Source organism: Candidatus Binatia bacterium, assembly GCA_029243485.1.
In the GTDB taxonomy this organism is placed as follows: Bacteria; Desulfobacterota; Binatia; order UBA12015; family UBA12015; genus VGTG01.
Genome location: JAQWRY010000003.1, coordinates 121,504 through 147,501, shown reverse-complemented (window position 1 = coordinate 147,501; position 25,998 = coordinate 121,504). Strand labels below are relative to the sequence as shown.

Annotated in this window: 24 protein-coding genes; 15 read left to right on the top strand and 9 right to left on the bottom strand. The window is 65.7% G+C overall.

From position 1 onward, the window contains the following. Positions 1-208 precede the first annotated feature (208 nt). Positions 209-1,132: an MBL fold metallo-hydrolase gene (locus P8R42_02750; GenBank protein ID MDG2303567.1), complete on the top strand. Its 924-nt coding sequence runs from the start codon at positions 209-211 to the stop codon at positions 1,130-1,132. 205 nt (positions 1,133-1,337) lie between these two features. Next, entirely contained in the window at positions 1,338-1,778 is a 441-nt protein-coding gene (locus P8R42_02745; protein ID MDG2303566.1) for a hypothetical protein, read from the top strand. An 18-nt stretch (positions 1,779-1,796) separates the two neighbouring features. Here the strand turns inward: P8R42_02745 and P8R42_02740 are convergent, their stop codons facing one another. Continuing rightward, positions 1,797-2,057, bottom strand: a complete 261-nt coding sequence (locus P8R42_02740) for a hypothetical protein (protein MDG2303565.1) — start codon at positions 2,055-2,057, stop codon at positions 1,797-1,799. Positions 2,058-2,130: 73 nt separating this feature from the next. Continuing rightward, complete coding sequence (locus P8R42_02735) at positions 2,131-2,622, bottom strand: hemerythrin domain-containing protein (protein MDG2303564.1); 492 nt, start codon at positions 2,620-2,622, stop codon at positions 2,131-2,133. Positions 2,623-2,724: 102 nt separating this feature from the next. On the opposite strand from P8R42_02735, the gene P8R42_02730 reads away from it, so the two are divergent. The 6 genes from P8R42_02730 (at position 2,725) to P8R42_02705 (ending at position 9,073) form a co-directional block, all read left to right on the top strand. Continuing rightward, positions 2,725-3,390, top strand: a complete 666-nt coding sequence (locus tag P8R42_02730) for a helix-turn-helix domain-containing protein (GenBank protein MDG2303563.1) — start codon at positions 2,725-2,727, stop codon at positions 3,388-3,390. Positions 3,391-3,903: 513 nt separating this feature from the next. Beyond that, complete coding sequence (rplS, locus tag P8R42_02725; protein MDG2303562.1) at positions 3,904-4,260, top strand: 50S ribosomal protein L19; 357 nt, start codon at positions 3,904-3,906, stop codon at positions 4,258-4,260. A gap of 10 nt (positions 4,261-4,270) precedes the next feature. Continuing rightward, a complete protein-coding gene (locus tag P8R42_02720) occupies positions 4,271-4,726 on the top strand; it encodes a polymer-forming cytoskeletal protein (protein MDG2303561.1) in 456 nt (151 codons plus the stop codon). Positions 4,727-4,806: 80 nt separating this feature from the next. Then, positions 4,807-5,109 (top strand): carboxymuconolactone decarboxylase family protein, encoded by a 303-nt coding sequence (locus P8R42_02715; GenBank protein ID MDG2303560.1) that lies wholly within the window; start codon positions 4,807-4,809, stop codon positions 5,107-5,109. A 3-nt stretch (positions 5,110-5,112) separates the two neighbouring features. Continuing rightward, entirely contained in the window at positions 5,113-7,332 is a 2,220-nt protein-coding gene (locus tag P8R42_02710; protein MDG2303559.1) for a DUF3604 domain-containing protein, read from the top strand. 46 nt (positions 7,333-7,378) lie between these two features. Next, entirely contained in the window at positions 7,379-9,073 is a 1,695-nt protein-coding gene (locus P8R42_02705; protein ID MDG2303558.1) for an acyl-CoA dehydrogenase, read from the top strand. 62 nt (positions 9,074-9,135) lie between these two features. Here P8R42_02705 and P8R42_02700 read toward each other — a convergent pair whose 3' ends face one another. Further along, on the bottom strand, positions 9,136-9,378 hold the full coding sequence (locus P8R42_02700) for a hypothetical protein (protein ID MDG2303557.1): 243 nt from the start codon (positions 9,376-9,378) through the stop codon (positions 9,136-9,138). Between the two features lie 143 nt (positions 9,379-9,521). Here P8R42_02700 and P8R42_02695 point away from each other — a divergent pair, with 143 nt between their 5' ends. Together P8R42_02695 and P8R42_02690 are read left to right on the top strand one after the other, a co-directional pair. Beyond that, positions 9,522-10,061 (top strand): hypothetical protein, encoded by a 540-nt coding sequence (locus P8R42_02695; GenBank protein MDG2303556.1) that lies wholly within the window; start codon positions 9,522-9,524, stop codon positions 10,059-10,061. A 15-nt stretch (positions 10,062-10,076) separates the two neighbouring features. Then, positions 10,077-11,021, top strand: a complete 945-nt coding sequence (locus P8R42_02690; GenBank protein MDG2303555.1) for a TIGR03560 family F420-dependent LLM class oxidoreductase — start codon at positions 10,077-10,079, stop codon at positions 11,019-11,021. A 4-nt stretch (positions 11,022-11,025) separates the two neighbouring features. On the opposite strand, the gene P8R42_02685 is transcribed toward P8R42_02690, so the two are convergent. After that, positions 11,026-11,349, bottom strand: a complete 324-nt coding sequence (locus P8R42_02685) for a hypothetical protein (protein MDG2303554.1) — start codon at positions 11,347-11,349, stop codon at positions 11,026-11,028. Between the two features lie 198 nt (positions 11,350-11,547). After that, positions 11,548-14,412, bottom strand: coding sequence for a carboxypeptidase regulatory-like domain-containing protein (locus tag P8R42_02680; protein ID MDG2303553.1), 2,865 nt, complete (start codon positions 14,410-14,412; stop codon positions 11,548-11,550). A gap of 116 nt (positions 14,413-14,528) precedes the next feature. On the opposite strand from P8R42_02680, the gene P8R42_02675 reads away from it, so the two are divergent. After that, the gene (locus P8R42_02675) at positions 14,529-15,401 is read left to right on the top strand and encodes an SDR family NAD(P)-dependent oxidoreductase (GenBank protein MDG2303552.1); all 873 of its coding nucleotides are present in this window, start codon (positions 14,529-14,531) and stop codon (positions 15,399-15,401) included. Positions 15,402-15,411: 10 nt separating this feature from the next. On the opposite strand, the gene P8R42_02670 is transcribed toward P8R42_02675, so the two are convergent. Both P8R42_02670 and queE read right to left on the bottom strand, forming a co-directional pair. Continuing rightward, the gene (locus tag P8R42_02670; protein ID MDG2303551.1) at positions 15,412-15,933 is read right to left on the bottom strand and encodes an SRPBCC domain-containing protein; all 522 of its coding nucleotides are present in this window, start codon (positions 15,931-15,933) and stop codon (positions 15,412-15,414) included. Positions 15,934-16,106: 173 nt separating this feature from the next. Beyond that, the gene (queE, locus tag P8R42_02665; GenBank protein MDG2303550.1) at positions 16,107-16,781 is read right to left on the bottom strand and encodes a 7-carboxy-7-deazaguanine synthase; all 675 of its coding nucleotides are present in this window, start codon (positions 16,779-16,781) and stop codon (positions 16,107-16,109) included. Positions 16,782-16,815: 34 nt separating this feature from the next. Between queE and P8R42_02660 the strand changes: the two genes are divergently transcribed. Continuing rightward, positions 16,816-17,874 (top strand): acyltransferase, encoded by a 1,059-nt coding sequence (locus P8R42_02660; protein MDG2303549.1) that lies wholly within the window; start codon positions 16,816-16,818, stop codon positions 17,872-17,874. On the opposite strand, the gene P8R42_02655 is transcribed toward P8R42_02660, so the two are convergent. Beyond that, positions 17,854-18,771 carry a LysR family transcriptional regulator gene (locus tag P8R42_02655; GenBank protein ID MDG2303548.1) on the bottom strand — a complete coding sequence of 306 codons (918 nt, stop codon included), beginning with the start codon at positions 18,769-18,771 and terminating at the stop codon, positions 17,854-17,856. The genes P8R42_02660 and P8R42_02655 overlap by 21 nt on opposite strands. 98 nt (positions 18,772-18,869) lie before the next feature. Between P8R42_02655 and glyA the strand changes: the two genes are divergently transcribed. Continuing rightward, positions 18,870-20,159: a serine hydroxymethyltransferase gene (gene glyA / locus P8R42_02650; protein MDG2303547.1), complete on the top strand. Its 1,290-nt coding sequence runs from the start codon at positions 18,870-18,872 to the stop codon at positions 20,157-20,159. 86 nt (positions 20,160-20,245) lie between these two features. Here the strand turns inward: glyA and P8R42_02645 are convergent, their stop codons facing one another. After that, positions 20,246-21,529, bottom strand: coding sequence for a cytochrome P450 (locus tag P8R42_02645; protein ID MDG2303546.1), 1,284 nt, complete (start codon positions 21,527-21,529; stop codon positions 20,246-20,248). Here P8R42_02645 and P8R42_02640 point away from each other — a divergent pair. Both P8R42_02640 and P8R42_02635 read left to right on the top strand, forming a co-directional pair. Continuing rightward, positions 21,528-23,804, top strand: coding sequence for an AsmA-like C-terminal region-containing protein (locus tag P8R42_02640; protein MDG2303545.1), 2,277 nt, complete (start codon positions 21,528-21,530; stop codon positions 23,802-23,804). The genes P8R42_02645 and P8R42_02640 overlap by 2 nt on opposite strands. Continuing rightward, positions 23,801-25,984 carry a PQQ-binding-like beta-propeller repeat protein gene (locus tag P8R42_02635; GenBank protein ID MDG2303544.1) on the top strand — a complete coding sequence of 728 codons (2,184 nt, stop codon included), beginning with the start codon at positions 23,801-23,803 and terminating at the stop codon, positions 25,982-25,984. Before P8R42_02640 ends, P8R42_02635 begins: the two co-directional genes overlap by 4 nt. Positions 25,985-25,998: the final 14 nt, after the last annotated feature.

Here is a 25,998-nt window from a genome sequence, read left to right as displayed (position 1 = left end):
CTATAGGTTTAAGATAGCTGAACTAATAGTAGTTGTTTGAGAACCAACGGCGCCCCTTGGGTGGGGCCGCACCGCGGGCCCGAGACGCCTGCGCGAGGAAGGAAGCACTCATGGCCGCCTACCTGAGGAACGACGGGCGCCGCTCCCTTCGGATCGAGGGGGACGGCGCCCGTCGCCAAAGTCCGACCGAATCGATACGCTCGAATCGATGAGCGCCAGCACTCTAGCGAGCGATCCGCTATTCGGCCCCGTCACGCTCCTCGAGGGCCCCGCAAAGGGCCGCTACCCGGAAGGCAACAGCCTTCTCGTCGAGGGCAATCGCGAGACCGTAATCATCGATCCGAGCCTCGGCCTCCTCGGCCGTGAGGGGCCGCTTCCCCGCGTCGCTCGGGTCCTGAACAGCCACTGCCACGAAGACCACGTGGCCGGGAATCACCTCTTCCCCGACGTCCCGTGGCACTTCCACGAACTCGACGCGCCCGGCATCAAATCGCTCGACGCGATGCTCGCGATCTACGGGTTTCCCGCGTGGATCGAGGCGCCGTTTCGAGGAGTGCTCGTCGACCAGTTCCACTTCGTCACGCGCGACGACCCACAGACGTATGTCGAGGGAGACACCTTCGACCTCGGCGGCGTGACGATCCGCGTCCTGCATACCCCCGGTCACACCCGCGGCCACTGCTGCTTCGAGATCGAGTGGACCGACGCCGGCAGGCCGCGCCGACTGATCTATCTCGCCGACATCGAACTCACGAGCTTCGGCCCCTACTACGGTGATGCCTGGTCGAACCTCGTCGACTTCGAGAACTCCCTCGCGCGCGTTCGCGAGATCGAGGCCGATTGGTACGCGACGTTCCATCACATCGGCGTCCTCAAAGGCCGGGACGCGTTCCTGGCCCGACTCGACAAGTTCGAGGCGATGATCGCCGACCGCGAAGGCCGGCTCCTCGACTACCTCGCCGAGCCACACGACATGGACGACATCGTTAAGCACCGATTCGTGTACCGGCCGGTCGACGCCGTCTCATTCGCCGACTCGGTGGAGAAACGATCCGCCGAACAACACCTCGAGCGACTCGTCGCCTCGGGACGCGTTCGGGAGCTCCCCGAAGGGCGCTGGCAGCGGGCGTAGGGCGGGGAGCGACGTTCGCGTCTCTCGACGAGCCACGCCCGTCCGTGTCCGCGGACGACTCGCGCGTTCGTGCTTTCCTGCCCTCCAGCGCCGACGTTCGCCTGCCGGAGCTTTCCGTTGAGCTTCGCTTCCGACTGGCATAGTGGGCACTGCCAACTGGCGACACCCGCCGCGGTGGAACGCGGGGCGAGGAGCCTAGGAACCCATGCCACGATACTTCGACGACCTCGTTGCCGACCAGAGCATTCTGGTCGGCTGCTACACCCCGCCCCGCAGCGAGGCAGTCGGACTCGCGACGCGTTGGGAGCCGCAGGGCTATCACGTCGACGAGGGCGCGGCGGCCACGTCGCTCTACGGTCGACTCACCCTTTGCTCACTGCACCTCTTCGCGATCTGCACCCGGCTCTTCTTCGACATGACCGACCCCATTGCGGTCCTCGGCATGCTCGGGAAGGACGAGCTCCGGCTACCCGCTCCGGCCTACCCCGACGAGCCACTGCGCTACGTCACAACGTGCGTAGAGAAGCGCGCCTCCAAGACCAAACCGGATCGCGGCATCGTCGTCCTCGACGACCGACTCGAACGCGAAGACGGTACCGCGGTCCTCACCCAGAAGGTCACGCTCCTCGTCTCACGACGCACCTGAGCCGCCGCACGCCATCCCTCAAACCAACTGCGTATTCCGCCCCACCCCGTGCGCCAGCAACCGCTGGAAGTCGTCGAGGTCCACAGAGTGGAGTTGTACGTCCATCACGAAGTACTCGGCAGAGAAGAGCTCGCCGGCCGCTTCGGGGTCGTCACACTGCTGACCGCTCACGGGCAGCGGCGCGGCACTCCCCGTGCTCGACAGTCCGTTGACCGTATTGAGCACCATGAATGCGGCGGCGGTTCCGGCCGCGGTGCGCAGGAAGTCGCGGCGGGGCATCCCAGAGTGGGAACGGAAGCTCGCTCTTCTGTTCGTCCGACAGCAGCGAGGATGAAACGTTCTCGCGTGTGGTTCAGTCGCGCCCGAGAGCGGCGCGAATCGCCGCGGCAACCGGCCCGGCCTCATCCTCAGGAAGATCCGCCGGAAAACGCGCGAACAGCTCGCGCTCCTCCGTGCGGACGTGCGTCTCGAGGAGATCCCCGAAGGCCACCAGCGCCTCCTCGAGCTCGCCGGCTCCGCGCGCCGCCGCCTCGATCGCGTCGCGCAGCTCGCCGAGCCGCCGGTGCTCGCCGATCAGCCGCTCGACCAGAGAGCCCGACGCGTCATCGAGCTCGGCTCGCGCAACCAAAAACGGAAACAGCGCCTCCTCCTCCGCCCGGAAGTGGGTTTCGAGGTGACGGCTGAAGAACTCGATCGTCTCCGTGGCCCGACTGGCAGCGGTGCTCACCGGCGTCATCGCTGTCACCCGGCCGGGCGGGGCGGGGTTGTGCAGGCGAAAGACGAGCCCCAGCGCCTCACGGTGATCGTGGGAAAGCGGGATCAGACTCGGATGTCGGCGGGCCACGAGCGGTGAACCTACTGGACCGGAACCCAGGAGAAAACTCTAGAAGTACATTTTTCGAATCTCTCACTTTGATTTTAATATTTCCCAGCGTACGACCATTCGGTGGACTCGTTCCGATACGCCCAATTTTGCCCCCTCGCCCGGGCAACCGAGATCCTCGGACAACGGTGGACCCTGCTCGTCGTGCGGGAGCTGATCTGCGGTCCCCAGCGCTTCGCGGACCTCAAACGGCGCCTGCCCGGGGTGAGCCCGAGCGTCCTGACCGAGCGTCTCGACCGTCTGGAACAGCACGGTGTCGTCGAACGCTGCGAGCTCGGGCCTCCGACGCCCGCGAAGCTGTACGCACTCACCGAGCACGGCGAGGCCCTCCGCCCGATCCTCCTCGACCTCACGCGGTGGGGGCTACGCTGGCTGCTTCCTGCCATCGAGGGCGACCACATGGAGCCCGACTGGATCAAGATCGGCGTCGAAGCCCTCGCCTCGAAGGTAGAGTCGCCCAAGCGCCGCCTGGAACTCGTGTCGACCTCGGCGGCCGGCAACAGCGCGACGGTTCGACTCGAAGGCGGCGAGCGCGGCACACACATCGTGTCGGACGCATTGCCGGTCGACCTCACCATAGAAGCTCCGCCTCAAACGATGATGGGACTCATGAGCGGCCTACTCCCTGTCCCCACGGCAGAGGAGCAAGGCGCCAAGTTCTCGGGCGACATGTCTGCGCTCGAGGATCTACCCCGCCTCTTCCAGTTCAGTCTGGAAAGCGGCACATGATGCAAGGGCGAAACCGATGGCTCTCAAAGCAACCGGTGTTGACCTGTCCCCGTCCGTTCGCAAGGTCCGCGCGATCTGGATCGAAGAGTTCGCCGACACTGGGATCGTGAGCGGCACGGCCGCCGTCTTCCGGGAGCGCGTGCTCGGCCCGATCTTGTTCAAGCGTGAGAGCGACCAGGCCAAGATCACCGAAGCGCTGGCCGAAGCTCGCCACATACGTCAGGCGGATCCACGGCCGCCCCTCGTTCAAGAAGCTGATCGAGGAGGATCGCGGCGCCAAGGCAGCCGCGGCTGCCGGCTGAGTCGACTTCGGGGCCGGCCTCAGAGGGGACCCCCCTGGGGGACCGGCCCCAACGGGCCGCCGGGTCCAAATAATGTTGTTTTTACTACGAATTTTCCCAACCCCGAGCACTTCCTAGCCCGTCTGTGCGTTCGCGGACCGAAACCGTTAAAGGGACGGGACGACAACGGCTCCCCGGAGCCGGTACTGTCGGATTCACAGGGAGAGTACTCATGGCCGCCGGCGACATCATCAATGCAATCGAGACGGAACAGCTTCGTAGCGACATCCCCGACTTCAAGGCGGGTGACACGCTGCGCGTTCACGTCAAGGTCGTCGAGGGCGAGAAAGAGCGTATTCAGGTCTTCGAAGGCGTCTGCATCCGCCGCAAGCACGGCAGCATCCGCGAGACGTTCACCGTCCGCAAGGTGTCGTACTCCGTGGGCGTCGAGCGTACCTTCCCGGTGCACTCTCCGCGCATCGACAAGATCGAAGTCATGACGCGCGGCAAGGTGCGTCGCGCGAAGTTGTACTACCTCCGCGAACTTTCCGGCCGCGCGGCACGCATCAAGGAAATCGGCCAGAACTAAGGTCGATTCCGTGCCGGACCTGGAGCGCACCGCGGTCGCCGCGGCCCCCGGCAAACCAAATCGGGAACAGCGCTTCCGGCACCAGATCGAAGCCGGTGTTTCGATCTCCGGTCGCATCCACTTCCCCGGCGATGCGCGCATCGACGGGAAGTTGAAGGGCGAGGTCCGAGCCGAGAAGCTGCTGCTGATCGGCGAGAAAGCCGAGCTCCACGCGACCGTCAGTGCGCAACACATGGTGCTCGCAGGCACGATGCGCGGCGACGTGATCCGCAGCGGAACCGTGGAACTCGAAGCGACGGCCCGCCTGCTCGGCAACATCGAGGCAAAGAACCTCGTCGTGCACGCCGGCGCCTTCTTCGACGGACGCGCGGCGATCGGGAAACCAGCCCCCAGCGCGAAGTCCGCGACGCCTGGCCAGGCCGCACGGGAACGAACCACTCCCGCCCAGCGACGCGCCAACGGCTGAGACCTCGAGGAACTGTCGGGCGAACCAGTCCCCGTCTCCGCGCCTGGACTGAATTTCCCGGGCATAGCAATACTACCGCCATGGGCAAGCCGCGCATTCCCCTGCTGTCGATCGGGGAGTCCATCGAGGCCGGCGGGGCGGTCGGCGTCAGCGAGTACATGGCCAAGCTCTCGATCTTCCGGGTGCTGCTGCGCCACCCCAAGGTCGCCAAACAGGTGCACGACCTGCTGATCGCGTTGCTGCTCGATTCCAAGGTGGGCGCGCACCTCCGCGAGCTCCTCATCATGCGGGTCGGCGGGATGACCGGCTCGGTCTACGAGTGGACGCAGCACTGTAAGGTCGCACTCGACCTGGGAGTTCCGGCCGACGGGAAAGCCCCCTAAGACATGCGCCGCGGGCTGAAGCGACTCTCCCTCCTCGTTGCGCTCCTGGCGATCGTCGGCACGATGGCCGGTCGCGGCTGGTTCGGAACACCGCAGGAGGCGGGTGAGGTCGCCCGCTCGGCGCGTCCCGCCGACATCGTGCGTGCGCGCATCGAGACCGAGGGGCAGGCGGCTCGCGCGATCGGAACCGACGCACCGAAGCAGATCCTCTTCGGCGACCTCCACGTCCACACGACGTTCTCGTTCGACGCGTACTCGATCAGTCTACCGATGTACCAGGGCGAGGGCGCCCACCCACCGGCCGACGCCTGCGACTTCGCCCGCCACTGCGCCGCTCTCGACTTCTGGTCGATCAATGACCACGCCGAAGGTCTGACGCCGAAGCAGTGGCAGGAAACCAAGAGCGTCATCGAGCAGTGCAACGCCGTCTCCGGAGAGGAGACATCCCCGGACCTCGTGAGCTTCCTCGGCTGGGAGTGGACCCAGATCGGCCCTACCCCCGAGGAGCACTACGGGCACAAGAACGTCGTGCTGCGCGACACGGCGAGCGACGCCGTCCCCATGCGCCCGATCAGCTCACGGGAGACGCTGTTTCCGACCGAGTTCAATCCGTACACGCTCCCGCTGCGGCTTCTCCTGATCACCACCGCGCCCGGCGGCGAGCGACAGCGCTACCTGGACTTTGCGCGCTTCCTCCAGGACCGGGACAAGTTGGAGACCTGCCCCCGGGGCGTTCCGACCCGCGATCTCCCGCCGGACTGCCAGGAGAGCGCTCCGACGCCGGGCGAGTTGTTCGAGAAGCTCGACGACTGGGGATTCCCGTACGTCGTGATTCCACACGGCAACAGTTGGGGTTTCTACACGCCACCCCTGTCCAGTTGGGACAAGCAGCTCCGCGCGCACACCAACCCCGAGAAACACGAATACCTGGTCGAGGTGTTCTCCGGCCACGGCAACTCCGAGGAGTATCGGAACTGGCGCGCCCTCGAGATCGACGAGAACGGTGAGCTCCGCTGTCCCCCACCCTCGCGCGGCTACACTCCGGAATGCTGGCGCGCGGGCGAGATCATCCGCGAGCGCTGCTCGAGAGCGGGGGAGAGCGACGAGGAGTGCGAGACGCGTGCCGCCGAGGCGCGGGCGCTTCACGTCGAAGCCGGCGACGCCGGGCACCACGTCGTGCCGGGCAGCACGGTCGAAGATTGGCTCGACGCGGGACAGTGCACCGATTGCTACATGCCCGCCTACAACCATCGCCCCGGTGGCTCCACCCAGTACGCGCTCGCGATCAGCGACTTCTCCGGGCCGGGTCCGCCGAAGCGGTTTCGGTTCGGGTTGCTCGCGTCGAGCGACAACCACACCGCTCGACCCGGAACCGGCTACAAGGAGATCAATCGACGCGAGATGACCGACGCCGGCCTCGGGCAACTCGCGCCGCCGTGGCCCCCGCCGAATCCGGAACCGCGCGCGCGGAAGATCGAGAGCATCCCGGCGACGCCCTACTTTGAACGGTTCGCCTCCTACTTCGGTCTCGGCGGACTCGTCGCCGTGCACAGTGACGGTCGGAGCCGCGAAGCGATCTGGGACGCACTCGAGCGCAAGGAAGTCTACGGCACGAGCGGCGGACGTCAGCTTCTGTGGTTTGACCTCCTCCCCGCCGGAGAAGAACCGGGTGCCGTCATGGGCGCGTCGGTCGAGCGCACGTCGAGCCCGACCTTCGAGGTCCGCGCGGTCGGTGCGCCCGGGCAACAGTCGGGATGCCCGCCCGATGCCATCGCCGCGCTCGGACCGGAGCGGATCGAACATCTCTGCCGCGGCGAGTGCTACCGGCCCTCCGACGAGCGGCACCGCATCGACCGCATCGAAGTCGTACGAATCCGCCCCCAGATCCGGGAAGGCGAACCGCTCGAGAACCTGATCGAGGACCCCTGGCGCGTCTTCTCCTGCCCCGACGATCCGGACGGCTGCCGCGTGCGCTTCACCGACGAGGAGTTCGAGACCGTCGGTCGGGACACCACGTACTACGTCCGCGCGATCCAGGAGCCGACCCCCACCGTGAACGGTGCCCAACTCCGCTGCGAAGACAGGTCAGACGGCCCGTGCCGCGAGGTCCGCCCCTGCTTCGGCGGCCCTCCCACCGCGTACCAGGACGACTGCCTCGCCGACGCCGGCGAGCGTGCCTGGTCCTCTCCGATTTTCCTCGCCCGGCCGCCCATCAACTTCTGACGATCAGTCTCTCCCCCTCCGCTCTCGTTCGTTGTAAAGATTCGGGATGATCCTCCTGAACCCGAGAGACCTGAAGGACCGCTACCCCGACGCACGGTCAGCCGAAGTCATGCGGCAGACCGTCTCGTTCTTCGAGCACAAGGGCAAAGCCCGTCTCCTCGAGGACTACTACGACCGCGTCTGGTACGCCGACTTCCTTTCGTTCATCGCCGAGAACCGGATTTTCGCGACGATGTGCACCCCCGCCGGTGAAGGCGCCGAGGACGGCCGCTGGGACACGTGGCGGAACTGCGAGTTCGCCGAAATCCTCGGCTTCTACGGTCTCCAGTACTGGTACACCTGGCAGGTCTCGGTCCTCGGCCTCGGGCCCCTGTGGATGACACCGAACAAAGAGCTCCGTCAGCGCGCCGCGAAGGCCCTCGAAGAGGGCGGGATCTTCGCGTTCGGTCTCTCCGAGCGGACCCACGGCGCCGACATTTACTCGACCGACATGGTCCTCTCCGCCGATGGAGACGGCTGGCGGGCGAACGGGCGCAAGTACTACATCGGAAACGGCAACAAAGCCGCGATCGTCTCGACGTTCGGCCGCTTCGCGGACAAAGACGAATACGTCTTCTTCGCGTCGGACCCGAAGCACAAGAACTACGAACTCGTCCAGAACGTCGTCGCCAGCCAGAACTACGTCTCTGAGTTCGAACTAAAGGACTACCCGGTCACCGAGGCCGACATTCTCCACCGCGGGCGAGACGCCTGGAACGCCGCGCTCAACACGGTCAACATCGGCAAGTACAATCTCGGCTGGGCCTCGATCGGAATTTGCACGCACTCGCTGTACGAGGCGATCACGCATGCGAGCAACCGTGTCCTGTACGGGAACCCGGTCACCGACATGGCGCACGTCCGGCAGATGTTCGTCGATGGCTACAGCCGACTCGTCGCGATGAAGCTCTTCGCGCTTCGCGCCGCTGACTACTTGCGATCCGCCTCATCCGAGGACCGCCGCTACCTGCTGTACAACCCGATGGTGAAGATGAAGGTCACCACGCAGGGCGAGCAGGTGATCGACCTCCTGTGGGACGCCATCGCCGCCAAGGGCTTCGAGAAGAACACGTACTTCGGGCAGGCCACGATCGACATCCGCGCCCTACCGAAGCTCGAAGGCACGGTGCACGTGAACATCGCCCTCATCGTGAAGTTCATGCCAAACTTCTTTTTCGACCCGAAGGAGTATCCCGAGATCGAAACCCAGAACCACGAACGGAACGACGACTTCCTATTCAACCAGGGAAGCACGAAGGGCCTCTCGCAGATTCAGTTCAGCGATTACCGCAAGGCTTTCGAGGGGTGCTCGCTCCCGAACGTGAACCTGTTCTTCGAGCAGACGGAGGTCTTCCGCAGCATGCTCGAAGATGCACCTCCGGGCCCAGAGCAGATGCGGGACGTCGACTTCCTGCTGTCGATGGGCGAGATGTTCGCGCTCGTCGTCTACGCCCAGCTCCTCCTCGAGAACGCCCCGCGCTACGAGCTCGACGATGACCTGCTCGACCAGATCTTCGACTTCATGGTGCGCGACATGTCGAAATTCGCACTCCAGCTCTTCAGCAAACCGAGCAGCACCGACCGGCAGATGGACGGGTGCCGCGACATCATGCGCAAACCCGTCGTGGACTCCGCGCGGTACGATCGGGTCTGGCAGAATCACGTCGCGCCGCTCTCGGGCGCCTACGAGATGAACGGCTAGTCGAGGAGCGACCTCAGACGCTCGTTGTCGGACGCCACGACTCGTAAACGTCATGATCTGGATCAGCTTCCCGCGTATGGAGGGCGGCCGACGTCGGCGAGCCGCAACAGCCGGGGGAAGACCTTGAGGCCCGCTTCCTCCGCCAACGCGGGATTCACGGCGAAGCCGATGCCGTCGTCGCGCTCGACGAACTTCGTGAGGTGATAGATGTGGCGGGCTCGCCAAACCGGCTTCCGACCCGGCACATCGCCCCCTTCGGGGGCCTGGACGAGCATCGACAACAGGAGCGAGAGAACGGTCAGCACCGCGAATCGTCTCTTTTTTCGGGGACGGAGCCTTAGGCGCCCCGGTTTTCGGCCTCGCGGGGGAGTGGCGTGTCCCCGCCGCGGTCCGTATGCTGCCGTCTCGATTTGGGGGCCCCGTGCCCCTGGGAGGAGACCTACCCAAGATGGCGAACCTGACGATGGAAGAATTCGAGCAATGCCTCACGGTGCTCGCGGACGGGGCCCCAGCCGCAAAGCTGCGCGATCAGCTGTGCCGCCTCAATGCCTTCCATTCGCGCCGCGGTCTGAACACGGTCCAGGCCATCAGCTCGCGCCTCTACCAGCTCAGCTCCGGACTGCGCCGGGAAGTGCCCGCGACACACGCCTTCCAGGCCCTGTGGGCCGAGCACGTCGGCTCACGACTGAACGAGACCGTCGGTGAGAAGCTCGATGGCCTCGCCGACAAGATCAACGAGAACCTCGAGACTTCCGGCGAGATCAAGAACGGGGCGACCGAGCCCCTCAAGGTCGCGGTGAACGAGTACGAAGAACTCCTCGCCCGCAGGCTCGGTGGGCTGGCCGCCCGGCTCGACACCCTCCAAAAAGCATTCTCGAGCGTTGCAGAAATCCTCCGTGCGGCTCCGTTGCAGGACGTCCCCCTCGACCCGCCCGACGCAGAGGACGATCACGACCATCACGGGCACGATCACGACCACGACCACTAGGCCGACGACGACTTCATGAGTACCTTCAAACGTCCAATTCGGTTCGGCGTCTCGCTGGCGCAGGTCCGCAGTTCCTGGGACGACGTCGTCGAGTTCGCCCAAAACGCCGAGCGGCTGGGCTTCGACTCTCTCTGGGCGATCGACCACTTCGTCGGTATCCCGGACGCATCGGTCCCCATCTTCGAAGGCTGGACCGCGATGGCCGCCCTGGCGTCGGCCACGGAACGGATTCGTCTCGGTCACCAAGTGCTCTGCGTCGGTTTCCGCCACCCCCCGCTTCTCGCGAAGATGGCCGCCACGCTCGATCACGCCTCCCACGGGCGCTTCACGCTCGGGCTCGGCGCCGGCTGGAACGAAGAGGAGTTCAAGAGCTACGGCCTCTCGTTCCCGTCGATCGGCACGCGACTGCACCAGCTCGAGGAAGCGCTCGACGTCATCAAGAAGCTCTGGACCGAGGAGCCGGTGAGCTTCTTCGGCGAGCAGTTCCACGTCGAAGACGCGTACTGCCGGCCCCGCCCGGTCCAGGACCCACACCCGCCGATCCTCGTCGGAGGTTCCGGTGAGAAGGTGCTGCTCAAGATCGTCGCCGAGCACGCGGACATCTGGAACAACATGGGCTGGGCTCACAGCCTGCTGACCCGCAAGATCGGCGTCCTGCACAAGCACTGCGAGACCCTCAAGCGAGACCCGGGCGAGATCGAGATCTCACAGCAACTCCTCGCCGCGATCGGCGAAACCGAGACCGAAGCCCGCGTTGCTACCGAGCGCGTCTGCGCCGAGCTCCCCTTCCTGTCGGGCGGCGACGACCTCATCATCGCCGGTCGCCCCGCGCAGTGCATCGAACGCATTCAGAAAACGATCGACATGGGCGCGACCACGCTGATGCTCAGCTTCGGCCGCACGCCGAGCCTCGAAGCCCTCGAGTTGTTCGCCGCCGAAGTGATGCCGGCGTTCCGCTAGTACCCTAGTCCTTCGGGGTTCGCTCGAAAACGCGGCCTATCTCCAACGGCGAGCTGCCGGCGACCTCAACCTTCGTTTCGTTGGTCAGGGTGTCGCTGTGCACGTTCCAGTCGGAGCGGACCGTCGCCTGCTTCCCGCTGGGCAGTTTGGTCGTGCGATCGACGACGAAGTGGTGGTTCTTCTCCGACTGACTGCTCTGCTCCAACTTGCGATCGAGCTGGTAGGTTCCCGGGTAGTCCTTGCCGTCCGCGCGGAGGGTCTGGGTGCGCGAACCCAGCGGCGTATTGGTCGCCATTGCGAGCGACCGCATGTACCAAGGCGCTTCCATCGCCCCGAGAATCTCGTCGGGGGGGGGACTTCGCCTTGTCGAGACTCCAACCGCCCACCCAGGCGGAGCGATCGGCCTCCGGCTCTCCGACCGCATCCGCGGCGAACAACGAGAGACCCAAGACGAAGGCGAGGCCGAAAACACTTCTCATGCCCGCACTCCTGCCACGAGTGCAGACCAGACACGACCGACGCCCGCTCAGTCGTCGACGAGATTCACGTTCGCAACATCGCCGGCCTGGCGATCCTCCTCTGCGAGGAAGCTCGCCGCCAGCACGCCCTCTCCGTCCTCGTGACCCCAGGTCTCACACGCGAAGTTCGTACCGGTCGCGCCGATTGCGCCCGCGCCGATCTTCGGCGCAGCGTTCTCGAAATATGCCTGGGTGGTGCCGGTCGTGTACACGACCTCTCCCGCCTCCGGGTACTCCGCGGTCGTACAGTCATCGCCTTCGCCCGGCTGGATCTGCGCGAAGGCTTGAACACAGCGGAGTTGGACCGCACCCGACCCGCCATCCCCACCCAGCCCGGTCGTGATGCGCACGGGCTCACCCTGAAGGCCCGGCCCCTGGCTGTCCTGAATCACAGTGACGTCGACTGCGCTCCCGCCATCGCAATCAATCCATCCCGTGCAGGAGTCGACCCGGATGCAGTAGCGCCCGAAGCTTCCACCGAGAATCGGCGCCGAGTAGTGCGCCGGCCCTTCGAGGCCGATCGAAGCGCGACCCTCGGCATCCGGCGCCCCCGCGAAGAGATCGAATACACCGTCCAACTCGCCGAGAGCCGTCTCGATGCCAAGCGCGGACGTATGGAAGGTGCCACCAAACGTCAGGTGCCGGGTTCCGAGCGGCAATGAGGCGCCGACGGTGCAACTGAACGAGCAACCAGAGCCGGGCGGATCGCATTCCTCGCCGCAGACCGGATCGACGAGCCCGTCGCCACACACGCCACCCGGCTCGACCCGACACATCGCATTGCAACCGTCGCAGTCGAACGCGTTCCCATCGTCGCACTCTTCCGGCGCACACGGAGTCCCGTCGCCGCACCCGGTCTCGAGCATGCAGGCCTCCGAACAACCATCGCAGCTCCCAAGATTCGCGTCGTCGCACTCCTCACCGTCATCGAGGATTCCGTCACCGCAGCCTGGGCGAACACGGCAGTCACGCGTACAGAGCTCCCCGGCGGGGTCGCACTCTTCACCGCACGTGGCGTTCGTCACGCCGTCACCGCACCAAAAACCGGCTTCGACCTCACAGGTCGCGGAGCAGCCGTCGCAGCTCGCTAGATTGCCGTCGTCACACTGCTCGGCGCCGCAGAGGGATCCATCACCGCAACCGGTCTCGATCCGGCAGTCCGCGGCACAGCCGTCGCAACCGAACGCGTTGCCGTCGTCGCACTCCTCACCGAGTTGGATCGCACCGTCGCCGCACGAGCCGACCCGATCGAGCAGCTGGAGCTCCAGCAGCCTCCCCGTGCCGGGCCGATCATCGGAGATCTCTCCACTGGATGTGCAGGTCCAGATGTTCCCGTCGTCGTCGAACTCGATCTCGCGGGTGAAATCGACCGGCGTCGGTAGGTGAAACGACGTGAACTCCTCGGTCGCCGGCCGGAACCGGATGAGGGTGTCGGAGTTCGATCCCGTGATCCAGACATCACCCGTCTCGTGATTCACGGCGATCGCGTACGGGAGCTCGCCGCGCCCCGGTTGGGCCGGCAGCGGGAACACCCGCCACGACTCGTCCGCGGGATCAAAGCGCCCGAGCACGGACGCTCCGTATCCGGGCACCCAAACGATGTTGTCTGGACCCACGCGCAAGCGCCGCGGCCCGTCGAACGGCGGCCGCCAGAACTTCACGTCACCGGTGTCGGGATCGATCCGGCCGATCTGGTGCCCGAACAACTGCGAAAACCACACCGTCTGGTCCGGTGCGACGTCACAGCCGTACGCCACCGGGATCGGGACGCCGCTGACGGCGGGATCGGCGTCAGGCAGGCGGTAGTAGGCGAACTCCTCGTTCGCGGGATCGAACCGCGCGACGTGGTTCGAGCGCGTCAGCGAATACCAGATGCGCCCGGACGCATCGAAGCGCAGCGTGTGGGGATACGAACCCAAGTCCTCGCCGATCTTCGGTTGGTCGAAGTGCGTGGTCTCGCCGGTCTCCACATCGAACCGGATGAGCTGCTCGGGGCCGGGCGCGGTGATCCACATCGCACCGTCGGGAGCGCGTTCGACCGAGTGCCCACCTCCCTGGATCGGATGCCGTCCCCGTTCCCCGGTCGCGGGATCGAGCGAGTACATCCCACCGACGGTAAAGACCCGACCATCCTCCGCCAGCTCGAGGTCATGACACCCCGGCATGCCTTCCGGATCCAGTTCCCACTCGCGGACGACGACGCGAGTCGCATCCCCGGTGGGCGGCGGCGGCAGAGCGAACGTCGGCGCCGGCGCGTCGCGCCCAAAGGCTCTTAGAATCGTCGGAAGCAGGAGCGGGCGCGTCTCGTCGAAGAACGGCACGCCGCCGTAACCGATCATTCGATCGATGACTTCTTGCCACTCCTCTTCGCTCCAGTCTTTGCGCCACATCGAGTTGCCGATCTGGTGACAGTTGGCGCAGGCGCGCGAGAAGTCTCCGCGCACGCGCTCGTTCGGCCACTCGAGGAGATCGTAGAAGTACGAGGCAGGAAGCTGGTCACTAATGTCGGCGGTCGGCTCCAGAACGAAGTCTACGACGACCGAGCCGTCTACCGTCGACGCCGCCGCAGACGAAGAACGATGACCGATCCGACGCGCTTCGAGTCGGTAATCGGCGGCATCGATCTCCGGGAAGCGATACTGCCCGGTGCCGCTCGTGTAGACCGAAACACTCTGACTCCGGGCGTCGTCGTGCGCCGTGACCATCACGCCGGACATCGGTGTGCCCGACGCCTCGGTCACCTGCCCGGACAACTCGTGGCCGAACACGTCCTGGCCAACCCCGGCCGACCCCGGCCGCGCCGAATCGCCACAACTCGACACCGCTGCTGCCAAGAGGAGGACGGCTCCTAACCTCCCGAGTCGATCGATCATATCGCATCCTATGGGCAAGGCTCGGCGGGGAACAAGTGATCTCCTGATACGACTGTTCAGCCCCTTTCGGGCTCCTCCGGGTTGATCGCCAGAGGGTTATTCGCCACGGACCCTTCATGATTCGAACCTACAAGGACGCCGTCTGCCTGATCACCGGAGGCGCCTCGGGAATCGGCGAGGCTTTGGGACGAGAGCTCGCACGGCGCGGCGCCCTCGTGGTTCTGGCCGATCGGCAGGAAGACGCCGCCGCCCGAGTGACCGCCGACATCCAGACGTCCGGCGGAAAGGCCGAACCGACCTCCCTCGACGTCCGAGACGCGGACGCATTCGAGCGCATCGTGGCAAAGGTAGTGACGGATCACGGCCGGATCGACTACCTCTTTAACAACGCGGGGATCGGCGTGGGCGGAGCGTTCGAGGAGCACACGCTCGACGACTGGCGGTACATCATGGACGTCAACGTGATGGGCGTCGTTTACGGTTGTCACGCCGCGTATCCGCGCATGATCGAACAGGGCTTCGGGCACATCGTGAACACGGCGTCGATGGCCGGACAATGTGCGACCCCCGGACTCGCCGCGTACGGAACGACGAAGCACGCGGTCGTCGGACTGACGCGCAGCCTCCGCATCGAAGCCGCGGAGTATGGCGTCCGCGCCAGCGCCTTCTGTCCTGGCGTCATCAACACGAAGATCCTTCAGAAAGGCGGCGAGTTCGGGCGCGTGCGCGGCCCCGCCGCCCTTTTCGAGCCCGAGGCCGTCGACACGAAGCGCGCCATGGACGTCGATGCCTTCGCAACAAAGGCGCTCGATCAGGTCGCACGCAATCGCGAGATCATCGTCCTGCCGTTCGTGTGGACGATGATCCGTTGGCTAGACCGACTCTCCGAGGGTCTAATGAGCCGGTTCCAGACGTACGCGTACAAACGAATGAACAAGGAGATCGAGCGCCGGGCGCACAAGCACAAGAGCGCGAGCGTCGGCTCGTAACGCTCGGCCGCTAGACGGCGGCGGTGGCCGCCATGCGAGCCATCTGGACGCGCGGCGCTTGCTGTTCCGGGCACGGGCTGTCGAAGGGACGGCTCTTGCGATTCGCTCGCACCTCGAGTGCGGCGCGGAAGCCGCGTACGGCGCGCGCCATCGCGACCTCGGTCCGCAGCCGCAGCAGCGGCAGCATCAGGGCACCGAAGAAGCTGGGAACACCCACGACTTTCATTTCGAACACCGTCCCGCCGTCCTCCGGCGTGAGGGTCAAATCGACACGAGCCTCGATGAGGTTCGCCGCGGGGGTCTCCAGACGGATCTGCAGCCGACGCCGGGGATCGGCCTCGACGACTTCACCGGAGGTCCAGCCGAGCCCGAATTCCTCACCGGAGTGGACCAGGAACTCGTCTCCATCCATGACGACCGCGCTCACGCCGTCGAGCCAACACGGAATGGCCTCCTGGTCGACCAGGTGGGCCCACACCCGCCCCGGGGCGGCTGCAACGTGTCCGTTCAGGCTGAGTTCGAAATTCGCCATAGTGGGCTTCAGAGAAGCAAGTTCGAGACCGGGGGCCGGAGCCCTGATCTCACTGTGCTTTCGTCGAGACGCAAAGCAAGGTTGGCGGCTCGGTGTCGTAGAACGAGACCCCATTCCGCCCCGGAGTGATCGCCTGTGCACGTATCCGCGAGGGCGCGGACCTGCCGAAAACCTCAGGGAATCCCAAGGATTTTGTGGGTCTGGACGCTCAGCCGCCAGCTCGGGTTCTCGCGGCAGTAGGCGATCGCCCGCGCGGTGTTCTCATCGCGCTCGGGCCCGTCCAGCGGCTGGAGATAGAACAACGGGAAATCCAGGTGCTCGACGCTCTGCGGGGTGACGTCGTGGGGGTACACCAGCTTGAGTTCGTGCCCCCGGGTGACCCGCAGTTCCGAGCGGGGCTTGGGGCTCACGGTCAGCCAATCCACGCCTGGCGGCGGCTCCACGGTGCCATTGGTCTCGACCGCAACCTCGAAGCCACGCTCCTTACAGGCCGCCACCGTCGCGGCATCGAGCTGCAGGAGAGGCTCACCCCCGGTGAAAACCACGTAGGGCTGGCTACCGACGACATCGGGCCAGGTCCCAGCGATCGCAGCCGCCAGGTCGGACGCTGTGGCGAACTTCCCACCGCCCGGCCCGTCTGTGCCGACGAAGTCCGTATCACAGAAGTCGCAGGCGGCGTCCGCCCGGTCGGCCTCGCGGCCGGACCAGAGATTACACCCGGAAAAGCGGCAGAAAACGGCGGGGCGCCCGGTGCGCGCGCCTTCTCCCTGCAGGGTGTAGAGAATTTCCTTGACGCTATACACAGGCGGGCTCCCCCCGAGCGTAGCGAGCGGCGGGGGCTCTCGCATCCGCGCCTAGGCCCCGCTAAGGACCACCTCCTAGATGGGGAACCCGACGCCTACCCGGCCGGAGCACATCCCGGCCATCGACATGGTCAAGGGCTGGGCGATCATCGGCGTCACGCTGATCCATTCCTGGGCGCTCGAGGGCTCCTTGTGGATGAGCCTTCTGTTCTACCACGCCGTTCCCGTCTTCCTCGTTCTGTTCGGACTGAACTCCGAGACGTGGTTCCGACGCCATACGCGCACCGGCCGGACACGCGAGTGGTACTGGCGCGGCTTCAAACGAATCCTGGTTCCCGCATACGCGACCGTCGCCGTTTGGTGGGTGATGATCCTCGTGATGCGCCCGCCCGAGCCGATGGTGCGGCTCACGCTCGGGCTACCGTTCTGGCACGCGATCGGGTGGCTCAGTCAGATCGGTACGAGCTGGTTCGTGACGCTGATCATCCAGTTCGTGATTCTGTTCCCGGTCTTTCACTGGCTCTCGCGAAGGGTCGGCGGATACACCCTCCTGGGGATCTGCTGGGTCGCAACGATGCTGACGTTGATGTTCCCGCACTGGATTCGCGGCGAACTGGGCGTCGCGGGCTGGCTGTTCTTCCCGCCCAGATTCTTCCTCCACGTCGCCTTCGGTATGCTGCTCGCCGGGCGCGTCGGACGCATCGGCCCCAAGGCGGTGCTGATTTCGCTCGCCGTGATGGTGCCCTTCTACTTGTGGCAACAACGACTGTGGTGGCCGGGCATGTGGCGATTCGGCGACCGCTTCCTCGAACTCCCGCTCACCGTCGTGCTCTTGTGGACGATGAGCCGGATCGACTGGATCGAGCCGGTCGAGAAGACTCTCTCTTGGCTGGGCCGCCATTCGTTCGGCCTGTACCTAGGCCAGATACTGACCCACAACGCGTTCCTCTACCGCTACGGCGGCGCTTGCGATCTGTACGGCTGCCAGGGCGGCCTCTTCGACGAGTTCAACCTGTGGATCTACACCGTGATCTTGATGATCGGATCGATCGCGTTCGTGTTCCTCGGAAACCAGGCGCTCGTGTGGAACGAACAGCTGCGCGAGCGCGGCTGGCGCCTACCCGATCTCTCCGTCTGAGTCGGCAAACGCCTCGACGACAGCGGCATGAAACGCCGCCTGCGTAACATCGCGGAACGCGCCCGCGGGCTCGAGCAACCAGAGATAATCGACCAATCGCTTGCGCCCGGGACGCAGCAGGCGGAGTCGGCCTCTGCGTAAGTGCTCCGCCACCAGATCGGTCGGGAGGACGGCGGCTCCGGCGTTCTCGAGAACGAGATCGAGGACCAGGTCGGTCGTGGCCGCCCACATCTTCACGTCGAGCCGAGGAGCCGTGGCGCCGAGATGGCGCCGGCACCACCGTTCGATCAGCGGATCTCCCTGGTAGTAGTCCACGATTGGGACCTGCTCGAGCTCCGCGCGGTCGAAGCCCTTCGCGAAATACTTCTTGCCCGAGACGAGAATGAGCTCCCGCTCGAACAAGCGCGTCGCGTCGATCCCCGGCAAGACACCGGACGGCCGAAACGAGAACGCGAAGTCCAGCTTGTTGTTCGCAAGACGCGTCGCCAGGTCGTCCGCCGACCCGTAGAAGACGCGGATGCCGGCCGCGGGATGAGCACGGGTGAAGCTCGACACGAACGCTGCGAACCGCTTGCGGGGCGCGCCGAGAAACAGCCCGATACGAACGGTCCCCCGGACCTCGCCCTCCTCGTTTGCGATCTCGGCGACGACCCGCGCAAGCGCCCGCTGGTACACGCCGAAGCGCTCGTGCAGCACTTGCCCACCTCGGGTGAGGATCATCCGCTGGCCGGTTCGATCGAAGAGCTTCTGGCCGAGGAAGGCCTCGAGCGCGGAGATCGATTGGCTCACGGCGGACGGGGTGCGACCCAGCGCACGACCCGCCCCCGAGACGCCGCCTTCCTCCACTACGGAATAAAAGACCTGCAGCTTGTTGAGGTCCACTTGGTCGAGCCGCACACCGTTTTGTTCCGGATTCTCACTGTTTAGTCAAATTGCATACTTCTACCAATCCTTTTAAATTGATTGCCGACGAGCGAACGCCCAATCTGAGTCGCATGACGGACGACCTCCGCACGCAACTCGCCGCCTTCGACCCAGACATCCATGACGCCCTCGTGGGCGAGGAACGCCGACAGCGCGCCGGGGCCGAACTCATTCCGTCCGAAAACTACACCTACCCCGAAGTTCTCGCGGCTCTCGGGTCCGTCCTCACCAACAAGTACGCCGAGGGATATCCGGGCCGCCGCTACTACGGCGGGCAGGAGTTCACCGACGTCATCGAGAACCTGGCGCGGGACCGGGCGTGCGCCCTGTTCCGATGCGAGCACGCGAACGTCCAGCCGCTCTCCGGCTCCCCGATGAACCAGGCCGCATATCTCGGTCTCCTCGACCCGGGCGACACGATCCTCGCGATGGACCTCTCGCATGGCGGGCACCTCACGCACGGCGCACCCGTGTCCCACATGGGCCGAATCTTCCGGTTCGTCCGGTATAAGACCGACCCTACGAACGAGGGCGCAATCGACTTCGCGGAGCTCCGGCGGCTCGCGCGGGAAACACGTCCCAAGCTCGTCTTGTGCGGTTACACCTCGTACCCGCGCGACTACGACTACGCGGAGTTTCGCCGTGTCGCGGACGAGGTCGGCGCGCTCACGATGGCCGACGTCTCCCACGTGGGCGGTCTCATCGCCGGCGGTGCGATGCGCAATCCGTTCGATGCGGGCTTCGACCTCGTCACGACGACGACCCACAAGACCCTCCGCGGACCACGCGCGGGCCTCGTTCTGTGCAAGAAGGAGCTCGCGGGAACCATCGACAAGTCCGTCTTTCCCGGCTTGCAGGGAGGACCGCACATGAACGCGATCGCCGCGTCCGCGATTACGCTGAAGAAGGCGGCCGAGCCGGCGTTTCGGGAGTACGCGACGCAGGTTCTGACGAACGCCCGGGCGCTGGCGCGCGCGCTCCTCGAGGAGGGCATCGCGCTCGTCACCGGCGGCACCGACAACCACATGATCGTGGTCGACACGCACAGGAGCTTCGGCCTCGATGGGCAAGAAGCGGAGCGAGTGCTGGACGAGGTCGCGATCACGACGAACAAGCAGATCATCCCGGACGACCCCCGTCCGCCGCTGCGGCCGAGTGGGATCCGGATCGGCACCCCCGCGGTCACGACGCGGGGGATGCTGGAGGAAGACATGGTGCTTCTGGCGCGGTGGATGGTTCGTGCGCTCCGCGAGGAATCGGACCGGACGACCCTTTGTCGAATCCGTGCCGAGGTCGAGGCGCACTGCGAGACGTTTCCCGTGCCCGGACTCGAGACGGAACCCGAAGCGAACGCGGCGTAGGCATGGGTTTGTCGGGCATGATTCGATCGCGCTCCCGCCGCTGACGGACCCGTGCACCGAGGTTCTGGCGGTCCTCTAGACCGGGCTCAGAACCGAATCGGGACCGTGTCGTGCGCGCGAGCCCAGATCGACGGGAGCCAACCCGGGGCCCCGTCGAGCTCGAAGTCGGGGATGCGAGCGAGAAGCTCCTCGAACGCGACTCGCGCCTCCAGCCGCGCAAGGTTCGCGCCGAGGCAATAGTGCACACCGTGTCCGAAGGCGAGATGACGCTTCGGTTCGCGGTGGATGTCGAAACGCTCCGGTTTCTCAAACTCGCGATCGTCTCGGTTCGCCGATCCCCACAACAGCGAGACGACCGACCCCTCCGAGAGACGAGTGCCGTGGAGCTCGACGTCTCGCGTAAGCCGGCGCGGCAGAGCCTGCGTCGGCGTCTCGAAGCGGAGCATCTCGTCGATGGCGTTGGGAATTCGCTCGGGCTCGGCAACCAGCAACGCCCGTTGCTCCGGGTGGCGCGCCAGCAGCACCGAACCGCTCGCGATCAAGTTCGTCGTCGTGTCGTTGCCGGCGACGATCAACACGAAGCAGAAGCCGAGAAGCTCTTCCTGCGTGAGACCGCGGCCGTCGAGCTCGGCATCGAGGAGAGCACTCACAAGGTCGTCGCTTCGGGAGGCTCTTCGTTCCTCGAGGAGGCGTGCGAACTCCTCGTAGATCGCGATGGCCGGAGAGCGATCATGCTCCTCACTCCCCGACGTCGCGTTCCCGGGGGTGACGATCATCTTCTCGGTGAACTCCATGAACATCGCGATCCGATCCGCCGGCACGCCGATCATCTCGCCGATGACCCGGCTCGGAAGGTGCCGCGCGAACTCACGCAGAAGATCGACCCGCCCCGTGTCGCGCAACTCGTCGAGAAGCTCGATGGCGACGGCCCGCGCGCGCGGCTCGATCTCGGCGATGCGCCTCGGCGTGAACGCGCGCGACACCAATGCCCGCAGCCGGTCGTGTCGTGGCGAATCGAGCTGCTGGATCATCGGCAATAGCCCCTGCGAGATGCTGGTGTCCTCGGACGAGAACGTCGCCGGATCGTTCAACGCCGCCTGAACGTCCGCGAACCGCGAGAGCGCCCACTGGTCTCGCCGCGTGTCGTGGTAGACCGGATGCTCGTCGCGGAGCGTCCTGTAGATCTCGTAGAGATGGTCACCGAAATCCGGTGCGAGAGGGTCGTACAAGCGGGCGGGCTCGGATTGCGCGGGCGTCATCGGCACCGATACTAACGCCGAGCCGGGCTTGCTGTCGACGGGGGGGGGCTCGCCCCCGGTTGTGCCCCCCCGGGCGGCCGAGTAGACCGACGGCAGGAAACTGCGTCCCATGCGGTCACTCTTTCGAATTCTCCTGGGCCTTGCCGCCCTGACCGTGGTCGGCGTCATCGCCGCAGGCTGGTGGTTCCTGCGCCCGGAAATTATCGAGCGGTACGTGCTGGACTCCATCGAGGAACGAACCGGCATCGAGGTCGAGATCTCGGGCATGGGGCTCGCGCTCGAAGGAGTCGAGGTCCGAGGCGTGAAGGTGTTCGCGCCGAGCTCGTCCGGCGGGGCGAATCCTGCAGTCCTGCAGATCCGCGAATTGGCCGTGCGTCCCGTCTGGCGGAAATTGCTCGACGGGCGAATCGTCATATCCACGGTGTTCGTGGACGGAATCGACCTCTCGATCCATCGCGGACCGAACGGGGAGTCGAACCTGCAGCGACTCCTCGACGCGATCGCGGCCGGCGAAGAGACCCAGTCGGCATCGCCCGAGGCGGCCGACTCCGGCGATGACATGCTGGCGACACTCGAACTCGACCATATCGTGATTCACGACTCGGAGGTGCAACTTCACGACGAACACCAAAGACCGAGCCGACCCCTCCAACTCGAGATCGACCTGAAGCGACTGGAGCTCACGGGCCTCGCCCACCAAAATCCCCTGAAGTTCAACCTCGAAGGCGCGATCACGCTCGGGACCGACACCCACTCGACGATCGCTGGATCGGGTACGATGACGACAACCCCGGTCGCGATCGATGCCGATCTGACGCTGAGCGAAGTCGACGTAGACACTCTGGTGCCCAACGTCGCGAACCCCGACAACGACGACGTTCCTGGCCCCCTACCGCTCGAAGACTTGCGAGTGAACGCGCGACTCCGCGTGGATCGAGTCCGCTACGAGGGATTCGAGTTCACCGATGCAAAAGCGGTCGCCACACTCGAAGGCACTCAGTTGTCCTTGCCCGACGTACATGCCGACATCGCCGGAGGAACCGCCGACGTGACCGCCGACATCGACTTCGGCGTGAAGGGTTTCCGATACTCGGGCACGGCAAAGCTGCACGACGTGAAGCTCGCAGAGGCGCACGGCCTGCTCGACCCCATCGACTGGGGCCGCCATCCGGAAACGACAGCCTCCGCGGTGGTCCGGCTGAAGATGGCTGGGACCACCGACGAGCGGCTCCTCGACACGATCGCACTCGACGGCAACATCGACATCGACATCCTCGACCTCGATGCCGTCCTCGGCCGGTACGCACCGAGCAATCCCCGCGACCTGGGGCCCTACGATACCGGCGACGGCCGGATGACCGTCGACGTACGCGTGGCCACACTGCTCGCCGACCCTTGGATTCTGTCCACGGTCGCCGGCGCCGCAACGCTCGAAAAGAGTCGGATCCAGGTGCCGAAGCTCGACGGACTTCTCGCGAAAGGCGCGTTTTCAATCCTGGCCTCGGTTGATCTCTCGACGCCGGGGCTCTCATACTCCGGCACGATCTCTCTGCGAGACGCGCAGATCCCGGAACTGACCGCTAGCCTCAAAGACCAGGGCGGGTTCGGTACGAGAACGGGAATCTTCGCAACCGAGATGCAACTGACCGGGCACGGGACGGACCCGCGGGCGGTGCTCAACCAGGTCGAGATCGACGGCCAGATCTCCTGGACCAAGGGGCGCGTCACGGGTTCCGACTACTTGAAGAAGATTTCGAACATCACCGGGATCCCCGGCTTTCGCGATCTCGTCGTGATGAACTCCGGCGGGAAGTTCCGCGTGCGGAAGGGGATTCTCTCCTCCGATCGCCTCCGGCTTTGGGGTCCGGAAGCCGGCATCCAAGCTTCCGGGACGCTCAATACGAACCAAGACGTCGACCTCAAGCTCGCGCTGGGGATCGGGCCAAACTCGAACCGCGATCTCTTCTCGACCGGCATCGCCCTCCCCTATGTGACGGGCAAGGACGGGTGGCGTTTCATCCCCCTGAACATCTCGGGCAACGTGCGGGATCCTCAGATGAGGATCCCGCCGAAAGCCGTCTTCCAGTCCGCCCTCATGACGGTGCCCAGCGCCAGCATCGGACTGGTGTCGACCGGGCTCGATGCCGTCCGCGGAGGGACGCGGGCCGTCCTCGACGGTGCCCGCTCCGTGGTTCCCGGAAGCAGCGCCGCCGCGGACCAGACCGAATCCCTGGTCGGCGGCAGTACGCGACTCGTCGAAGACGCGGTGCGCGGCGGCGGCAACGCGATCGGCTCTGTGCTTGGCGGTTTTGGCAGCTTCTTCGGCCGCGACGACGAGGACGACGACCACCGCCCCGACGCAGAGAAGGCGGAGAAGGAACCGTGATCGCCATCTCGTTCGGCGCGCTCGCCATCGCTTCGGTCCTGGCCGGCTGCGAGCCGAGGCCGAGCGCGCCCTCCGAGGCGTTCGAGCAGGCGCGCTCGCGCGGGACCAGTGCCGACCGCGAGTGGCGGACCTACCTCGGTGACAAAGCCGTCTCCCACCACTCGAAGCTGACGGAGATCAATAAGGAGAACGTCTCCCAGCTAGAGATCGAATGGACCTACGACTCCGGCGACGCGCACCCGAGCGGCGGATCGCAGATCCAGTTCAACCCGCTCGTGGTGAAGGGGGTCCTCTACGGCGTCTCGCCGTCCCTCCGCCTGTTCGCGCTCGACGCAACCACCGGCGAAGAACTGTGGAGCTTCGAACCCGACACCTCGAACGAGTCGTGGACGCGAAGCCGCGGAGTCGCGTTCTGGGAAGACGGGGACGACGAGCGCATCCTGTTCGGCGCCGGCCCCCACCTCTACGCACTCGACGCGCGCACGGGCCAGAGGATCCCCGACTTCGGTGACGGCGGCCTCGTCGACCTCCAGGAAGGACTTGGGCGCGACGTCGGCGACGACATGATGGGCGTGGTCGCAACGACGCCCGGTACCATTTTCGAAGATCTCCTGATCCTCGGATCCCGGGTCAACGAGGCCGCGGGAGCCGCTCCCGGACACCTTCGCGCTTTCGACGTCCGCACGGGCAAGCAACGCTGGATCTTCCACACGATCCCCCGACTCGGCGAAGCCGGTCACGAGACGTGGCCGAAGGACGCGTGGAAGACCGCGGGGGGCGCCAACTCCTGGGCCGGGATCAGCGTCGACGAGGAACGCGGACTCGCGTTCGTCCCCACGGGATCGGCCTCACCGGACTTCTTCGGTGGCGACCGCGCGGGTGACAACCTCTTTGCCAACTCGCTAGTCGCTCTCGACGCGCGTACCGGCGAACGCCGATGGCACTACCAGTTCATCCGCCACGACATGTGGGATCGCGATCTTCCCTCACCACCGAACCTCGTCGAGATCGAGCACGAAGGTGCGACGGTGCCTGCCGTGGCCCAGGTCACGAAGACCGGCCACACGTTTCTATTCCATCGCGAGACCGGCGAGCCGCTCGTCCCGATGCGGGAGGTCCCGGTCGGGTCGGGCGCGGTGCCCGGGGAAGCACCAGCCAAGTCTCAACCACTACCCGAAGAACCGCCACCGTTCGTGCGTCAGGGCTTTGGCATGGCGGACGTGGGAGGGCGCACGCCGGCGGCGGCAGCCGCCCTCCGCGCTCGCGTAGAGAAGCTGCGGCTCGGGGGTGCCTTCGAACCACCGAGCCCGGAAGGCACGATCCTCGCGCCGGGGATGGATGGCGGCGCCGAGTGGGGTGGCGCCGCCTGGGACGCGAACGAGGGCCTGCTCTTTGTGAACGCCAACCAAATCGTGTCGATCATTCAGATGCTCGAGATCGACGCCGACACGGATCTCATGCAAACCCCGGCCGTGGGCTACATCTTCGCCTGCGCGAGTTGCCACGGTATGGACATGCGCGGAGACAGAGGGTCCATCCCTTCGCTGATCGACATCGGCGATCGGGTCGGACCGATCGATCTGTACGACATCATCATGGAAGGGCGCGGGCGCATGCCCGGTTTCGCGAGCATGCTCGAGCCGTGGCAGGCCGCGGTCATCGCGGGCTGGGTCTACTTCGCCGACCCCGAAGATGCTCCCTCCGAGTGGGCCGCCCAGATCGAAGGCGAAGCCACGTTCGTCAACGCCGGCTACCAGGACCTGCGGGACGACGATGGCGTACCCGGATCCAGGCCGCCGTGGGGAACCCTCACGGCGATCGACCTGAACGAGAAGTCGATCCGCTGGCAGGTTCCGCTCGGCGATTATCCGAAGGTGCTCGCCACGGGCGAGAGCGGTCACGGAGCCGAGAACTACGGAGGGCCGGTCCTCACCGACTCCGGCCTCCTATTCCTCGCCGCCACGCCGGACGCCAAGATGCGCGCGTTCGACGCATCGAGCGGCGACGTTCTCTGGGAAGCGGACCTCCCGGCACCGGGCTTCGCGACGCCCGCCACGTTTGAGGCGGACGGCCGACAATTCGTGGTGATCGCAGCGGGCGGCGGCAAGCTGCGGCAGCCCTCGTCTGGTCAGTATGTCGCCTTCGCCCTTCCTCAGGGACCGAGGGTTCGCGGCGATTGATCGGCCGTTCCTCG

Coding starts and splice junctions, on each gene's coding strand:
- P8R42_02750 (MDG2303567.1), top strand. CDS start 209: ATGAGCGCCAGCACTCTAGCGAGCGATCCGCTATTCGGCCCCGTCACG.
- P8R42_02745 (MDG2303566.1), top strand. CDS start 1,338: ATGCCACGATACTTCGACGACCTCGTTGCCGACCAGAGCATTCTGGTC.
- P8R42_02740 (MDG2303565.1), bottom strand. CDS start 2,057: ATGCCCCGCCGCGACTTCCTGCGCACCGCGGCCGGAACCGCCGCCGCA.
- rplS (MDG2303562.1), top strand. CDS start 3,904: ATGGCCGCCGGCGACATCATCAATGCAATCGAGACGGAACAGCTTCGT.
- P8R42_02715 (MDG2303560.1), top strand. CDS start 4,807: ATGGGCAAGCCGCGCATTCCCCTGCTGTCGATCGGGGAGTCCATCGAG.
- P8R42_02710 (MDG2303559.1), top strand. CDS start 5,113: ATGCGCCGCGGGCTGAAGCGACTCTCCCTCCTCGTTGCGCTCCTGGCG.
- P8R42_02705 (MDG2303558.1), top strand. CDS start 7,379: ATGATCCTCCTGAACCCGAGAGACCTGAAGGACCGCTACCCCGACGCA.
- P8R42_02695 (MDG2303556.1), top strand. CDS start 9,522: ATGGCGAACCTGACGATGGAAGAATTCGAGCAATGCCTCACGGTGCTC.
- P8R42_02690 (MDG2303555.1), top strand. CDS start 10,077: ATGAGTACCTTCAAACGTCCAATTCGGTTCGGCGTCTCGCTGGCGCAG.
- P8R42_02685 (MDG2303554.1), bottom strand. CDS start 11,349: ATGGAAGCGCCTTGGTACATGCGGTCGCTCGCAATGGCGACCAATACG.
- P8R42_02680 (MDG2303553.1), bottom strand. CDS start 14,412: ATGATCGATCGACTCGGGAGGTTAGGAGCCGTCCTCCTCTTGGCAGCA.
- P8R42_02675 (MDG2303552.1), top strand. CDS start 14,529: ATGATTCGAACCTACAAGGACGCCGTCTGCCTGATCACCGGAGGCGCC.
- P8R42_02670 (MDG2303551.1), bottom strand. CDS start 15,933: ATGGCGAATTTCGAACTCAGCCTGAACGGACACGTTGCAGCCGCCCCG.
- queE (MDG2303550.1), bottom strand. CDS start 16,781: ATGCGAGAGCCCCCGCCGCTCGCTACGCTCGGGGGGAGCCCGCCTGTG.
- P8R42_02660 (MDG2303549.1), top strand. CDS start 16,816: ATGGGGAACCCGACGCCTACCCGGCCGGAGCACATCCCGGCCATCGAC.
- glyA (MDG2303547.1), top strand. CDS start 18,870: ATGACGGACGACCTCCGCACGCAACTCGCCGCCTTCGACCCAGACATC.
- P8R42_02640 (MDG2303545.1), top strand. CDS start 21,528: ATGCGGTCACTCTTTCGAATTCTCCTGGGCCTTGCCGCCCTGACCGTG.
- P8R42_02645 (MDG2303546.1), bottom strand. CDS start 21,529: ATGGGACGCAGTTTCCTGCCGTCGGTCTACTCGGCCGCCCGGGGGGGC.